16 protein-coding genes are annotated in these 13,070 nt (G+C 51.9%); 5 read left to right on the top strand and 11 right to left on the bottom strand.

What is annotated here, in order from left to right; all coding sequences use genetic code 11:
• The first annotated feature begins 55 nt into the window (after window positions 1-55).
• Together msrA and paeA are read left to right on the top strand one after the other, a co-directional pair.
• The gene (gene msrA, locus BTJ39_RS01250) at window positions 56-697 is read left to right on the top strand and encodes a peptide-methionine (S)-S-oxide reductase MsrA (RefSeq protein WP_078000840.1); all 642 of its coding nucleotides are present in this window, start codon (window positions 56-58) and stop codon (window positions 695-697) included.
• A gap of 186 nt (window positions 698-883) precedes the next feature.
• The gene (gene paeA / locus BTJ39_RS01245) at window positions 884-2,209 is read left to right on the top strand and encodes a polyamine export protein PaeA (protein ID WP_078000839.1); all 1,326 of its coding nucleotides are present in this window, start codon (window positions 884-886) and stop codon (window positions 2,207-2,209) included.
• Between the two features lie 196 nt (window positions 2,210-2,405).
• Here paeA and BTJ39_RS01240 read toward each other — a convergent pair whose 3' ends face one another.
• Complete coding sequence (locus BTJ39_RS01240; protein WP_078000838.1) at window positions 2,406-2,609, bottom strand: DUF1107 domain-containing protein; 204 nt, start codon at window positions 2,607-2,609, stop codon at window positions 2,406-2,408.
• A gap of 311 nt (window positions 2,610-2,920) precedes the next feature.
• On the opposite strand from BTJ39_RS01240, the gene BTJ39_RS01235 reads away from it, so the two are divergent.
• Window positions 2,921-3,481, top strand: coding sequence for a YtfJ family protein (locus BTJ39_RS01235; RefSeq protein ID WP_078000837.1), 561 nt, complete (start codon window positions 2,921-2,923; stop codon window positions 3,479-3,481).
• 60 nt (window positions 3,482-3,541) lie between these two features.
• Here the strand turns inward: BTJ39_RS01235 and cysQ are convergent, their stop codons facing one another.
• Window positions 3,542-4,285, bottom strand: coding sequence for a 3'(2'),5'-bisphosphate nucleotidase CysQ (gene cysQ, locus BTJ39_RS01230; protein ID WP_078000836.1), 744 nt, complete (start codon window positions 4,283-4,285; stop codon window positions 3,542-3,544).
• Between the two features lie 551 nt (window positions 4,286-4,836).
• Entirely contained in the window at window positions 4,837-5,151 is a 315-nt protein-coding gene (locus BTJ39_RS01225) for a hypothetical protein (RefSeq protein WP_078000835.1), read from the bottom strand.
• A gap of 505 nt (window positions 5,152-5,656) precedes the next feature.
• Here BTJ39_RS01225 and BTJ39_RS01220 point away from each other — a divergent pair.
• On the top strand, window positions 5,657-7,597 hold the full coding sequence (locus BTJ39_RS01220) for a bifunctional 2',3'-cyclic-nucleotide 2'-phosphodiesterase/3'-nucleotidase (protein ID WP_078000834.1): 1,941 nt from the start codon (window positions 5,657-5,659) through the stop codon (window positions 7,595-7,597).
• A gap of 43 nt (window positions 7,598-7,640) precedes the next feature.
• On the opposite strand, the gene fklB is transcribed toward BTJ39_RS01220, so the two are convergent.
• A complete protein-coding gene (fklB, locus tag BTJ39_RS01215; protein WP_078001239.1) occupies window positions 7,641-8,261 on the bottom strand; it encodes a BamJ family beta-barrel-assembly machinery protein in 621 nt (206 codons plus the stop codon).
• Window positions 8,262-8,527: 266 nt separating this feature from the next.
• Here fklB and BTJ39_RS01210 point away from each other — a divergent pair, with 266 nt between their 5' ends.
• Entirely contained in the window at window positions 8,528-9,115 is a 588-nt protein-coding gene (locus BTJ39_RS01210; RefSeq protein WP_078000833.1) for a LysM-like peptidoglycan-binding domain-containing protein, read from the top strand.
• A 42-nt stretch (window positions 9,116-9,157) separates the two neighbouring features.
• Here BTJ39_RS01210 and mdtI read toward each other — a convergent pair whose 3' ends face one another.
• From mdtI to yjfP, 7 genes are all read right to left on the bottom strand, one after another.
• The gene (mdtI, locus tag BTJ39_RS01205) at window positions 9,158-9,487 is read right to left on the bottom strand and encodes a multidrug/spermidine efflux SMR transporter subunit MdtI (RefSeq protein WP_078000832.1); all 330 of its coding nucleotides are present in this window, start codon (window positions 9,485-9,487) and stop codon (window positions 9,158-9,160) included.
• Window positions 9,474-9,833 (bottom strand): multidrug/spermidine efflux SMR transporter subunit MdtJ, encoded by a 360-nt coding sequence (mdtJ, locus tag BTJ39_RS01200; RefSeq protein WP_078000831.1) that lies wholly within the window; start codon window positions 9,831-9,833, stop codon window positions 9,474-9,476. The genes mdtI and mdtJ overlap by 14 nt, the downstream gene beginning before the upstream one ends.
• A gap of 587 nt (window positions 9,834-10,420) precedes the next feature.
• The gene (gene rplI / locus BTJ39_RS01195; protein WP_078000830.1) at window positions 10,421-10,870 is read right to left on the bottom strand and encodes a 50S ribosomal protein L9; all 450 of its coding nucleotides are present in this window, start codon (window positions 10,868-10,870) and stop codon (window positions 10,421-10,423) included.
• Window positions 10,871-10,909: 39 nt separating this feature from the next.
• Window positions 10,910-11,137 carry a 30S ribosomal protein S18 gene (rpsR, locus tag BTJ39_RS01190; RefSeq protein WP_000135199.1) on the bottom strand — a complete coding sequence of 76 codons (228 nt, stop codon included), beginning with the start codon at window positions 11,135-11,137 and terminating at the stop codon, window positions 10,910-10,912.
• A 4-nt stretch (window positions 11,138-11,141) separates the two neighbouring features.
• Entirely contained in the window at window positions 11,142-11,459 is a 318-nt protein-coding gene (gene priB / locus BTJ39_RS01185; protein WP_078000829.1) for a primosomal replication protein N, read from the bottom strand.
• A gap of 5 nt (window positions 11,460-11,464) precedes the next feature.
• On the bottom strand, window positions 11,465-11,860 hold the full coding sequence (rpsF, locus tag BTJ39_RS01180; protein WP_078000828.1) for a 30S ribosomal protein S6: 396 nt from the start codon (window positions 11,858-11,860) through the stop codon (window positions 11,465-11,467).
• Between the two features lie 288 nt (window positions 11,861-12,148).
• Window positions 12,149-12,898: an esterase gene (gene yjfP / locus BTJ39_RS01175; RefSeq protein ID WP_078000827.1), complete on the bottom strand. Its 750-nt coding sequence runs from the start codon at window positions 12,896-12,898 to the stop codon at window positions 12,149-12,151.
• Between the last annotated feature and the right edge of the window lie 172 nt (window positions 12,899-13,070).

The raw sequence follows: 13,070 nt of genomic DNA, 5'->3' as shown, positions 1-13,070 counted from the left end.
AGCGATAGACGATTCTTAATCAGTGATAGACAATTCTTAACCTCAGGAGTTTAGCGTGAAGTCTGAAATCAATAAAACCCAGCTCATTACTCAGGCCGATGCGCTGCCAGGACGTAATACGCCAATGCCGGTGGCCGCCACGCACGCGGTCACCGGACACTCCATGACGCACGTGCCGGAAAACATGGCGATCGCGTTGCTGGCGATGGGCTGTTTCTGGGGCGTGGAGCGTTTATTCTGGCAGCAGCCTGGCGTATGGAGCACCGCGGCAGGCTACAGCGGCGGCTTTACGCCCAATCCGACCTACCCTGAGGTTTGCAGCGGCCAGACCGGCCATGCCGAAGCGGTGCGTATTGTTTTTGATCCTGCCATCATCAGCTACCTGCAGCTGCTGCAATTGTTTTGGCAAAACCACGATCCGGCTCAGGGTATGCGTCAGGGCGGTGATATCGGCACGCAGTACCGCTCGGCGATTTATCCGCTGGACGAGGCGCAAGCCAACGCCGCCCAGGCCAGTCTGACGCGTTTTCGCCAGGCAATGGACGAAGCCGGTGATAATCGGGCTATCAGCACGGAAATCGCGCCCGCTGCGCTATTTTATTATGCAGAGGACGATCACCAGCAGTATCTGCATAAAAACCCGGAGGGATATTGCGGACTTGCCGGCACCGGTATCTGCCTGCCGCCGCAATTGTAAGGCGCCTCAGGCAAGGCTATAATCTGCACACGGGCCGCAGCTGCGGCCTGTCAATCTTTTCTGCCCGACAGCAAACGCTCGTCGTATCGGCGCAGACGTTTTTGGCACGGATAGCTCCAGACACCCGGATATAAACCTCCAGTTGCCCAGGCCAAAGATGACAAGTTTATGAAATATGGAATGGATATGTTAGATAGCTTTCTTGTCATACTGCTATTAATCGTAGTGAGTGCCTTTTTCGCGCTTTCAGAAATCTCTTTGGCCGCCGCGCGTAAAATTAAGCTCAAACTACTGGCCGATGAAGGCAACATTAATGCCCAGCGGGTGCTGAAAATGCAGGAAACGCCGGGCACCTTCTTTACCGTCGTGCAGATAGGCCTGAATGCGGTAGCGATCCTCGGCGGTATCGTGGGTGATGCCGCATTCTCACCGGCGTTTCGCTCATTGTATATCCGGGTCATGTCGCCGGAGCTGGCGGAGCAGCTAAGCTTTATCAGCTCCTTTGTGTTGGTAACCAGCCTGTTTATTCTGCTGGCCGACCTGACGCCCAAGCGCATCGGGATGATTTCGCCTGAAGCTATTGCGCTAAGAATTATTAACCCAATGCGCTTTTGCCTGATGATCTTCAGCCCGATGGTCTGGTTGTTTAACGGCCTGGCAAATATGATCTTCCGCCTGTTTAAAATCCCGATGGTGCGCAAAGATGACATCACCTCCGATGATATCTATGCGGTGGTGGAAGCGGGCGCGCTGGCCGGCGTATTGCGCAAACAGGAACATGAGCTAATTGAAAACGTATTTGAGCTGGAGTCGCGCACCGTCCCCTCGTCGATGACCTCACGTGAAAATATTATTTGGTTCGATTTGCATGAAGATGAGTCCAGCCTGAAAGATAAAATCGCCTCCTACCCCCATTCAAAGTTCCTGGTGTGCAACGAAAATATTGATAGCGTCGTCGGCTACGTTGACTCCAAAGAACTGCTTTTACGGGTACTGGGAAGCCAGAGTCTGACGCTGAATAGCGGCGTACAGATCCGCAACGCGCTAATCGTCCCCGATACCCTGACGCTGTCCGAGGCGCTGGAAAGCTTCAAAGCTGCCGGCGAGGATTTTGCCGTCATCATGAACGAATACGCGCTGGTGGTCGGTATTATTACGCTTAACGACGTGATGACCACGCTGATGGGAGATTTGGTCGGTCAGGGAATGGAAGAGCAGATTGTCGCCCGCGATGAGAACTCCTGGCTGATTGAGGGCGGCACACCGATTGATGACGTGATGCGCGTGTTGGATATTGATGAATTCCCGCAGTCGGGCAATTACGAAACCATCGGCGGCTTCATGATGTTTATGCTGCGCAAGATCCCCAAACGCACCGACTTCGTCAAATTTCATGGCTACAAGTTTGAGGTGGTCGATATTGACAGCTACCGTATCGATCAGCTGTTGGTGACCAGACTAAATCCCCGGACGGTAACCGGCACCGTGCTGCCAAAAGTGCTGGAAGAGTAAAAATACCGCCAAACCCTTCATCCTTTGCTGCTTCTGGCTTACAAACGCCCGTGAGCCAGAGGTCCTGCCTTTGGTTTGTCTGTTTTCAGAGGAAGTTCACTTGAGGTTTCATGTATCCGGGGCTGTTGCAGCCCAGGATACAGAACGGAGGGTGCGGGTAATACTAAAGCGTGCAGGTGGGAATATTAAAGCGTTGTTAACACTCCAGCTGTAGCCGCAGAACCTGACGGTTAATTTCCGACATCACAGACAGGTGCTGCTTGTCCTTTACTCGCGGGATAAGGATTTTACCTTTATCAAACTCAAAAGCCCCGACATTGTGGATGTAAAGGCGGCCGCGGAACAACGTTTTTACGTACTTAGCGATTTGCAGTGGATTATATTTCTTAAATATTTTCATTATGCCTTACTCCAGATTCAAGCTCGCTCCGGCATAGTCAAATTGGTATGCACCATGGAGACGAAAGCAGCATAACTATAGAACATCCAGGACTTCCAATGTTCCGAAAAACCATTAAATTTACTGTTTTTACATTTCATTACCGATGAATCTCTCGCGAGACACCGCGTCAGCAGTATAGACCGATATGATGTTGCAAAATTGTGCTAATTGCCGCAAAGCCGACAAGTCGACGCGACAGAGTCAGTATTCACGTTTATTATTGCAAAAATACGAACATCTGGTCGGATCACTTTGTGAAAGGAAATATTATGAAAATTACTTATTTACCTGCCCTGCTGCTCTCATTAGCCTTACCTTTCACAGCCTTTGCTCATAATCTCGTTGAAGATCAGCGCGTTCCGGCTATCGGTATTAGTGACAAAGGTGAGCTCATGCTTACCGCAGATAAATTTAGTTACCAAAGCTGGAACAGCGCCAGGCTGGCGGGAAAAGTACGCGTCATTCAGCACATTGCTGGCCGCTCCTCGGCGAAAGAGATGAATGCGGCACTGGTTGAAGCTATAAAGGCGGCGAGTTTTCCGCACGATCGCTATCAGACCACCACTATCGTCAACACCGATGACGCCATCCCCGGCACCGGAATGTTTGTTCGTAGCAGCATTGAAAGTAATAAAAAGCAGTATCCCTGGTCGCAGTTTATTGTTGATAGCAACGGCGTCGCCAAAAAAGCCTGGCAGCTGAAAAGCGGCGGTTCGGCTATCGCGGTACTCGATAAGCAGGGACGGGTACGCTTTGCAAAAGATGGCGCTCTGACGCAGGATGAAACGCATCAGGTAATAGTGCTGATTAAATCCTTACTGAAGGAATAAAGACCGCCATCCAGGGTAAAACGGGCCGCCCGATGGCCCGTTCAGCCGGGGTCTACCGGCTCAGAATAGTGAAACGCGAAAGCCCGGATTGAGAAACGACTCACGCGGCGTGTAATCCAGCGTTTGCCCGGTCCAGTCGTGAACGTGGGCGCCGGCCGCAACGGCAACTGCGTGCCCGGCGCCGGTATCCCAGATATTAGTCGGTCCGAAACGCGGATAAAGCTGGGCTTTACCTTCCGCGACCAGACAGAACTTCAGCGATGAGCCAATCGACACGGTCTGATGTTCGCCAAGCTGTTTGAGGTACTCGTTCAGTTCTTTATCATCGCGATGCGAGCGGCTAACCACCACTAAAGGCGGAACGGCGTCGCAAACGCGTATCTGCGCGCGACTTCCCTTCTCTTCTTTCCATGCTTTCCCCTGCGCTGCCAGATACATCACGCCGGAGGCCGGAGCATAGACGACGCCCATCACCGGTTTACCCGCCTCAATCAGCGCGATATTTACCGTAAACTCACCGTTGCGTTTGATAAACTCTTTGGTGCCATCCAGTGGATCGACCAACCAGTATTGCTGCCAGTGCTGACGTACTTCCCAGGCCGGGGGCGCCTCTTCAGATAATACCGGAATGTCGGGCGTCAGTGCGTTCAGACCCGCCAGAATCACGCGATGGGCAGCGATGTCTGCTGCGGTGACCGGCGAATCGTCAGACTTCTGGCTGACCGCCATCGGCGCGTTCCCCTGATAGACCTCCATAATGGCATCACCTGCTTTGTATGCCAGCTGGCAAATCTGCTCTAACATATTCCACCTCGTTAATATTGCGTTTCCGTCATCCTTACCTGCTGCAGTACGCGAATACCTATGATCATAGCATTACACGCTGTTCGCGCCTGGCTTCTGTGGGGGCGTGACGGTAAATATTCGTTTTTATTTGTTGATTTTATTAACATAATCATCACCGGACCACAAGCGTAAAGGGTTCTGTCGCATGTAGCTGCCAAATAAACTGTCGGTCGCCGCTGGCGAATGGCTGAAACGAACATCGAGGCAGGCGTCGCTGGAAATATCTTGATAACCGGGTTGAGCAGGATAAACGTAACATCAAATGCAGGGTAAGACCGATAGCGGGATTCTAATTATTCAGGCGTACTCGGACGAGCTTTCCCTGTATTGGACGGGTTCAGATGATATGTAGAGGGTAATATCAACATCCGCAAAATGATGAATCGCCATCTGCAGAACAAGGTTATCTGTTGACCGACGACATAATCAGCAAGGCCACTTCTGCTGACTTTGCGCCGCTAATGGAGCATAACCATTTTTCCCGCCTGGCATGCAGACGGGAAAAACTTTTACTTATGCACGGTAACCGGGGTGCATTTTGGCACGGTAACGACCGGTTCCTGGCCAAGGATTCCTGGAATCATCTGGGACTTACAGTCAAAAATACGGCCTTTATCGGTGGTTGCACGGTAAGACAACATCTGAGACCCCAGCGTATCCGGATTGGTGGCCGATACGTTTGTAACCGTTATCTCATCAGAAGAACCAAGCCCCAGCATTTTTGCCGTTTCAGCCTGCAGTGGAGGAATCGCTTCATTAGAAGACATTGTGCTGCATCCACTCAAAACAAGCAGGGATAAGATAACAAGGACCCTATTTTTCATGATTTTTTTCCCAAAAATTTAAAGAAGAGGTTACGTCAGCGAAATATTTTACTAAATATTGCAGAATGATTTTTAACCTTTCATTTTATTAATAGCAACATCTTATGTGATATTAATTGCGCAACCTGAAGGCGATAGTGGCTGGAGGTGGCGTTGTGGTTACCAATTCCAGAGTTCAGCGCTGAGTTATCCGCATTGTGTCCCTGCTGGATTCATCCCCCCGTCGGTCGCCGGAGGCGAATACATCAGGGCCAGGGGCCGGTGGAAATATCGCTAGCGGGCGCGCAATAGCGAAGGGCAGAGCAGCGAATTTCTGCTGGCTTGCTTGACGCTAATGGGATAAACCAGAAAAACCTCATACTGAACGGCAATCGCCTCACCTGAATCCAGCAATCAACTGCGATAAATTCACGATCGCCTTCACAGTTTCGTAAGAATACATGTAACAATTTCACTGTATTTTGCGATGTTTATTACATATTGAAAACCACCGTGAGATAGCCTGATGTTTAAACAAGGGATAACGCTGGCCGCACTGCTAATCAGCGCAACCGTTCATGCCGCAACAGTTGATTTCCGCATTCTGGAAACCACCGACCTGCATAGCAATATGATGGATTTTGACTATTACAAGGACAAAGGCAGTGAGAAATTCGGTCTGGTCCGTACTGCAACGCTGATCGAGCAGGCACGAAAGCAAGCGACTAACAGCGTGCTGGTGGATAACGGTGATATCATCCAGGGCAGCCCGCTCGGCGACTATGCGGCAGCCAGGGGATTAAAGCAGGGAGAGACGCATCCGGTTTATAAGGCATTGAACCGGCTACATTACAACGTCGGTAACCTCGGCAACCATGAATTCAACTATGGCCTTGATTTCCTTCAAAAAGCCATCTCCGGGGCGCGTTTTCCCTATATAAACGCCAATATTATCGACGCTCACAGCAATAAGCCTAAGTTCACTCCCTATCTGATTGAAACGCTGAAGGTCAAAGATCGGCAGGGGCAACCCCATGCGCTGAAGGTCGGCTATATTGGTTTCGTGCCGCCGCAGATTATGGTGTGGGATAAGGCTAATCTGCAAGGACGGGTCACGGTCAACGATATTACTGAAACCGCAAAGCAATGGGTGCCAAAAATGCGGGCAGCCGGTGCGGATGTGGTGATCGCCGTTGCTCACTCAGGATTATCAAGCGATCCGTGGCATGCGCTGGCGGAAAATTCCGTTTACTATCTCAGCCAGGTGCCGGGCATTGATGCAATCATGTTTGGTCATGCGCACAAAGTGTTTCCCGGCAAAGAATTTGCCGACATTAAGGGCGCGGATATCACTCAGGGTACGCTGAATGGCGTGCCTGCGGTTATGCCCGGCATGTGGGGAGATCATCTTGGCGTGGTTGATCTGGTACTTGAGCTTAACGATGGCAAGTGGCGGGTAACCTCCGGCAAAGCGCAGGCGCGGCCGATTTACGATCCGATCGCCAAAAAATCGCTGGCAACGGAAGATCCGGCGCTGGTGAAAGTGATGGCGGACGATCACAATGCGACGCGTAAATTTGTCAGTCAACCGCTCGGCAAGTCAGCTGACGTAATGTATAGCTACCTGGCGTTGATTCAGGACGATCCCACGGTGCAGATAGTCAACAATGCCCAGCGCGACTACGTTAAACACTACATTCAGGGTGATCCGGATCTGGAAAAATATCCGGTCCTTTCCGCTGCGGCGCCTTTTAAAGCCGGCGGACGAAAAAACGATCCCGCAGGCTATGTCGAAGTTGAAAAAGGGGTGATGACATTCCGTAACGCCGCCGATCTTTACCTTTATCCCAATACGCTGGTGGCGTTAAAAGTCAGCGGTCGTGAGCTGAAGGAGTGGCTGGAATGCGCGGCGGTACAATTTAACCGCATCGATCCTGACAGCAGCCAGCCTCAATCGCTAATTAACTGGCAGTTCCCGACCTATAATTTCGACGTTATTGACGGCGTAAACTATCAGATCGATGTCACCCAACCCGCGCGCTACGACAGCCACTGCAAGCTGATTAACGCCAACGCCTCGCGTATCAAGCAGCTAACCTTTGAAGGTAAAGCGGTAAACCCGGAGCAGATTTTCCTGGTGGCAACCAATAATTACCGCGCCTGGGGAGGAGAATTCGCCGGCACCGGCGATGGGCATGTCGCCTTCTCTTCACCGGATGAAAATCGCTCGGTGCTGGCTAACTATATTCGCCAGCAAACCCAACAGCACGGTGAAGTTAAGCCTCAGGCTGATGGTAACTGGCGCCTGGCTCCGGTTAACAGCAACACACAGCTCGACGTGCGCGTTGAAACCTCGCCCGGCGATAAAGCCAGCGCCTTTATCAAAAGCCATGCGCAGTATCCGATGAAGCGACTGGAAAACGATGAAATAGGGTTTGCGATTTATCGCGTTAACCTGCAGAAATAGCGATCAACGGGCGACAGCAATGTCGCCCGTACTGGCGGGAATCTTACAGAATTTCCAGCAGTTCGACTTCAAAGACCAGCGTGCTGAACGGCGGAATAGAAGCGCCGGCGCCGCGCTCGCCATAGGCGAGGTTATGCGGGATCACCAACTGCCATTTTGAACCAACAGGCATCAGCGTCAGCGCCTCAATCCAGCCGGCAATCACACCGCTAACCGGGAATTCGGCCGGTTCGCCGCGCGCCACCGAGCTGTCAAATACGCTGCCGTCGATCAGCTTGCCAGTATAGTGAACGCGAACGCGGTCCTGGCGCGAAGGGATTGGGCCTTCGCCCTGGGTAATGACGCTAAACTGCAGGCCAGACTCGGTGCTGCTGACGCCTTCGCGCTTGATATTTTCTTCAAGGAATTTCTGCCCTTCTGCCGCCATCGACTGCTGCTGCTCACGCCGCACGGCATCAGCGCGTTCATGTACTTCACGCAATGCACGATGGACCACATCGACAGGCACCGCCGGAGCATTTCCCTCAAGCGCATCACGTAAACCGGCCAGCAGCGCTTCCGGCTGCAGCCCTTGTAATCCGGACTCCAGCAGCTGCTGTCCTACTTGTAAGCCGATACCGTAGCTTGCCTGTGCTTCTGTGCTGTCAAAAGAAGGGGTCGTCATGAATTTACCTTTATCAATAATCAAATCGAAGGCGAAGCATAACAGTGCGTGAGTCAGCCGTAAAATCTCAGCAGCGAAAGATGACATTTAGCAGAGAAAAGGAAACAATAATGTCCTAAATTTTAATACGTTGACCATCAAGTTTCAGGGTAAAAGTAAGACGCGTAGCCAGGCGGCGCAAAACGCTACCCAGCGCCCGCATTTACCCGGCGACAAAAAGCGGGAATCATACAGATGTGCGTGAACAATGCCAACAGGAGGATGCCATGCCCCGCAAAGGCCTGACCGAAATGTTTCACCGGCTGTGGCTGCTGCCCGCCGATCTGCGCTGGATGGACCCGCTGCCGCTGGCACACCGCCGGGGCATCATTGCCGGCATTGCACTGATATTGATTGCATTTCTTTGGCCTTCGCCGGCATCACGGCAGCAGGTTAACGCGCCGCCTGCCAGCTCCGCACAGCACAATAATGACGCCGCGCTGCAGGCCAATATGGTTGATAATGGGGAGCAGCAACCGCCTAAAAGCGATAACAGCGCGCCTGCGCAAACTGTCCCGGCGGAAAATAATACACCGCCGGAAAATAACGCACAGGGCAGCTGGCACGATTACAAAGTGGCCAACGGACAGACCCTGGCACAGCTTTTTCGCGATAACAATCTACAAGTCAGTGATGTATTCGCGATGGCCCGGGTCGAAGGCGACGGTAAACCGTTGAGTAACTTGCAACGCGGCCAGACGGTAAAAGTGCGCATTGATGCGCAGGGCGTGGTTACCGGGCTGACCGTGGAAGGCAATGACGGCCCGGCGCTGTTTACCCGTCAGCCAGACGGCAGTTTTATCCGCGTGAAGTAAATCGGGAGGGGGATTTTCCCGCACTGGCTGGCGGCGACGCCGCTACGCCAGCTTGAGAATGATCATTCCCGCCAGCAGTACGCCTACACCCAGCCAGCCTTTTTTATTCAACCGCTGACCAAATAAAACCCAGCCTGCTGCCACGGTTGCCGCGATGCCAAAACCACCCCAGATAGCATAAGCCACCGACAGTTCGATTTCTTTTACCGCCTGCCCCAGAGCACTAAAAGCGGCCAGCACCCCAACTAAAGAGATAATTCCATACAACGGCCGGCGAAAACCATCGGCGTATTTTAGCGAAATGTTCGCTGCAATCTCCAGTACGATGGCCAGCATCAGCCAGCCCATTGAAACCCAATCAGCGTGCTGCATGTGGCACCTCTTCTGCTTTTACCGATCGGGTGGTACCAAACTTGATAAGCACAATGCCGGTTATCAAGGTAAGTAAGCCAATCACTTTCGCCGGCGACAAGCTTTCCTTAAATAACCAAACGCTAAATAGCGTAATCAGCACAATTCCAATCCCTTCCCACATCGCATAAGCAACACCCAGCGCTATTTTCTTCACTGAAAACGTGAGCAAAATATAGGACAGAGAAATCATCACCATCATCACACCATAGCCTGCCGGGCTTTCATTATGATTTGCCCATTTCAAACATAAGGTTCCGATAACTTCGGCAAAAATTGCCAGCCCTAATAATATCCAGTAACGCATATATCCTCCTGCATACCAGGAAAACCTGACTTATTTATCAGGTAATAAAAAATAGAGGTATTAGTGAAAGCTTACCGGTCGGCAGATAACGGCTCGACAGGTAACGCATACGCAGAAGGAGTGGGCTAAAGCGCGGCCGTCCAGAGTTTCTCGCTGCAAGGAGAGGAAAGGATTGGAATTGAATCAACTACGGTAATACTGAATGAATTGAACGCCTTGTTCATAATATTTCCAATATATCCGCGGTATTGCTTCTCGTCGTTGCGGATTAAAATTGTCCTCGGTAGCCTGACACCAGGGCATTAGAGCACACCGGCAGAGACGACTCAACTGATTTGCAATTATTTACCTGCCAGCCAATCATTCGCCAGCAAATTATTATCAATAAAAATAATTATTTTTTTATTGCCTAAAAATGACAGATAAAGCTATATAGAAAATATAAACATGCTATTGCAATAATAAAACGCGTGAAAGGCCGCTGCCGGGCGGACGGTATGAATAAGTTAGCCGGCGAAGCCACCACACAGGCATAAAAAAACGCTGGCCTGGGCCAGCGTTTTTCACATTACCGCATAAGTAAAAACTTACTCGGCAACAACGTTCACAGTCAGCTTTGCAAAAACGTCGCTGTGTACCTGGAAGCTTACTTCGTGCTCGCCAGTGTTACGCAGAACACCTTCCGGCAGGCGAACTTCGCTCTTCGCCACTTCAACACCGGCCGCAGTTACTGCGTCAGCGATGTCGCGGGTACCGATAGAACCGAACAGTTTACCTTCGTCACCCGCTTTAGAAGCGATGGTGACGTTGCCCAGCGCGTTGATTTTCTCAGCGCGAGCGTTGGCAGCAGTCAGAGTTTCAGCCTGTTTAGCTTCCAGTTCAGCACGGCGAGTTTCGAAGAACTCAACGTTTTTCTTGGTAGCCGGAACAGCTTTGCCCTGCGGTACCAGGTAGTTACGAGCATAGCCCGCTTTAACATTTACCTGATCGCCGAGGCTGCCCAGGTTGGCTACTTTATCAAGCAGAATAACTTGCATTACCTTATCCTCTTAAAGTCGTTAATGGACAGCAACCGATTACTGATGACGATCAGTGTACGGCAGCAGGGACAGGTAACGCGCGCGCTTGATAGCACGAGCCAGCTGACGCTGGTATTTAGCGCGAGTACCGGTGATACGGCTCGGTACAATCTTACCGCTTTCGGTGATGTAGTTTTTCAGCGTAGCGATATCTTTATAGTCGATCTCTTGAACGCCTTCCGCGGTGAAACGGCAGAACTTGCGACGACGGAAATAACGTGCCATTTGGCTAGTCTCCAGAATCTATCAATTCAATCTGCTCGGCATGCAGTACCAGTTTGTTCAGGCCGTTGCTTCCCTGATGGGAGCTAAGGAAACCTGACACCGTAAGCTGCGTGCCGACCGTTATACTGTGAGTAATGGCCTGGTGAGCGCTGCCGCTGATAACAACGGGCATTCTGCACCATGCCTGCCGGTTAAAACCGGCTTCCACCTGCATTGAGCGGTGCTCAAGCACCAGCTGGCAGTGTGGAATCCCTGAAGGACTGACTTTACGAACCGGCGTCTTGCAAACGGTGCCAGACAGCTGCAGTCGGTTAGTCGCCACGGGAATTACTCTTCAGAATCCCCAGCATCTGCATCATCAGAGGTTTCGTTAGCGAAATCTTCACGACGCTCACGGCGCTCGTCTTTCGCTTTAACCATCGGAGATGCTTCAGTTACCGCGTGCTTAACGCGCATAATCATGCTGCGGATAACGGCGTCGTTGAAGCGGAAGTTGTTTTCCAGCTCGTCGATAACTTCCTGCGGCGCTTCAACGTTCAGCAGAACGTAGTGGGCTTTGTGCAGTTTGTTGATCGGATAAGCCAGCTGACGGCGGCCCCAGTCTTCCAGACGGTGGATCGTGCCCTGCGCACCGGTAATAGCACCAGTGTAGCGCTCGATCATGCCAGGAACCTGTTCGCTCTGGTCAGGATGAACCATAAATACGATTTCGTAATGACGCATCAAATTTGCTCCTTACGGATTATTCAGCCTCCTGTCAGGGTCAGTCGCGGCCCATGGAAGCAAGGAACGTTGTAGGCTGTGTCCCGAAGTTTTTTGCGTTAACAAACGGCCCGGCGGCACAACCTGTAAATGCGACTGAAAAAATTGACGCGTAATCATACTGACACGGCCAGCGAAACTCAAGGTAAAATAGTCATAATATCGCGTTATTTACCTGCGGCCGGCGCGCGCCATAACTGGCCTGCCATGTTTTACGCTGAGGATGGCGGCGGCGCTGCGCCGATAGCGTCAGAGATGATGGCCGAAGAAAGCCGTAAAGGCCGTCAGCGCTGATGGCGTGATGCGGTGTCCCACCCCGGTTTCCGTCAGCCAGGTGAGATTATGGTCTGAACCGGCTTCGCGCAACGCTTTTTCCAGCCTGACGCTTTCCGCTACCGGCACCACTTCATCGGCATCGCCGTGCCAGACAAGCAGGGGCCGATCGGCCAGCTTATCCAGCTGGTGGCCCACTTCATATTCCGCCAGCGGCGCCATAATTTGCTCAAAGCGCTGTTTTTCCTGCGGCGAGCGCACGGCAAGCGGCGGGAAGAGCTGGTGACTCAACGAGAGAAAATAACCGGATCCCATCATACTGGCGGCGCAGCGCAGTTCAGGATAACGAGCCAGCGCGGCCAGCGCCGTCATCCCGCCCTGTGAAGCGCCGCCAACGGCAACCCGCTGCTGGTCAATCAGCCCGCGTTCGTTCAGCGCCTGAAGCAGAACCGGCACCTCATCAATATTATTTTTCAGGATCGACCAGAAATGACTTAGCCGCGCTTCGGTATCGCCGTTGTAACGGCTGCCATGCATTTGAGCATCCGGCAACAGAGCACGAAATCCGGCTTGCGCCAGCGCAACCGCAAAGTAGGCATAAACTTCTTTTGAGGAGGTAAAACCATGCCAGAAAAGCACCGTCGGCAACGCCGTTTGCTGCTTACCCGCAGGCGTAGCGTGCAGGCACTCAATGCCAGCGAAGTTTTCTACGTTTAATTCAATCATGGACATTCCTTAGTAAAAATTAAGCGGAAAACTCACAAAGCGGCCACTGTCCGTCGTGCAATCTGGCGCCTTTCGCGCTGCTGTCGTTATTATTTTACCGGTGGGTCAATAAACCCCGGTGCTCTGAAGCGGTTTCATCAACAGCTAAATAAAATTAGCGTACACTGACCCT

It is taken from the genome of Izhakiella australiensis (assembly GCF_002006995.1).
Classification (GTDB): Bacteria; Pseudomonadota; Gammaproteobacteria; order Enterobacterales; family Enterobacteriaceae; genus Izhakiella; species Izhakiella australiensis.
Note: the sequence above shows the minus strand (reverse complement) of the source record. Positions and strands in the feature narration are given on the sequence as shown.

Bases quoted from the DNA above. Each gene is read 5' to 3' on its own strand.
- paeA (WP_078000839.1), top strand. From the start codon at position 884: ATGTTAGATAGCTTTCTTGTCATACTGCTATTAATCGTAGTGAGTGCC.
- BTJ39_RS01240 (WP_078000838.1), bottom strand. From the start codon at position 2,609: ATGAAAATATTTAAGAAATATAATCCACTGCAAATCGCTAAGTACGTA.
- BTJ39_RS01235 (WP_078000837.1), top strand. From the start codon at position 2,921: ATGAAAATTACTTATTTACCTGCCCTGCTGCTCTCATTAGCCTTACCT.
- cysQ (WP_078000836.1), bottom strand. From the start codon at position 4,285: ATGTTAGAGCAGATTTGCCAGCTGGCATACAAAGCAGGTGATGCCATT.
- BTJ39_RS01225 (WP_078000835.1), bottom strand. From the start codon at position 5,151: ATGAAAAATAGGGTCCTTGTTATCTTATCCCTGCTTGTTTTGAGTGGA.
- BTJ39_RS01220 (WP_078000834.1), top strand. From the start codon at position 5,657: ATGTTTAAACAAGGGATAACGCTGGCCGCACTGCTAATCAGCGCAACC.
- fklB (WP_078001239.1), bottom strand. From the start codon at position 8,261: ATGACGACCCCTTCTTTTGACAGCACAGAAGCACAGGCAAGCTACGGT.
- BTJ39_RS01210 (WP_078000833.1), top strand. From the start codon at position 8,528: ATGCCCCGCAAAGGCCTGACCGAAATGTTTCACCGGCTGTGGCTGCTG.
- mdtI (WP_078000832.1), bottom strand. From the start codon at position 9,487: ATGCAGCACGCTGATTGGGTTTCAATGGGCTGGCTGATGCTGGCCATC.
- mdtJ (WP_078000831.1), bottom strand. From the start codon at position 9,833: ATGCGTTACTGGATATTATTAGGGCTGGCAATTTTTGCCGAAGTTATC.
- rplI (WP_078000830.1), bottom strand. From the start codon at position 10,870: ATGCAAGTTATTCTGCTTGATAAAGTAGCCAACCTGGGCAGCCTCGGC.
- rpsR (WP_000135199.1), bottom strand. From the start codon at position 11,137: ATGGCACGTTATTTCCGTCGTCGCAAGTTCTGCCGTTTCACCGCGGAA.
- rpsF (WP_078000828.1), bottom strand. From the start codon at position 11,860: ATGCGTCATTACGAAATCGTATTTATGGTTCATCCTGACCAGAGCGAA.
- yjfP (WP_078000827.1), bottom strand. From the start codon at position 12,898: ATGATTGAATTAAACGTAGAAAACTTCGCTGGCATTGAGTGCCTGCAC.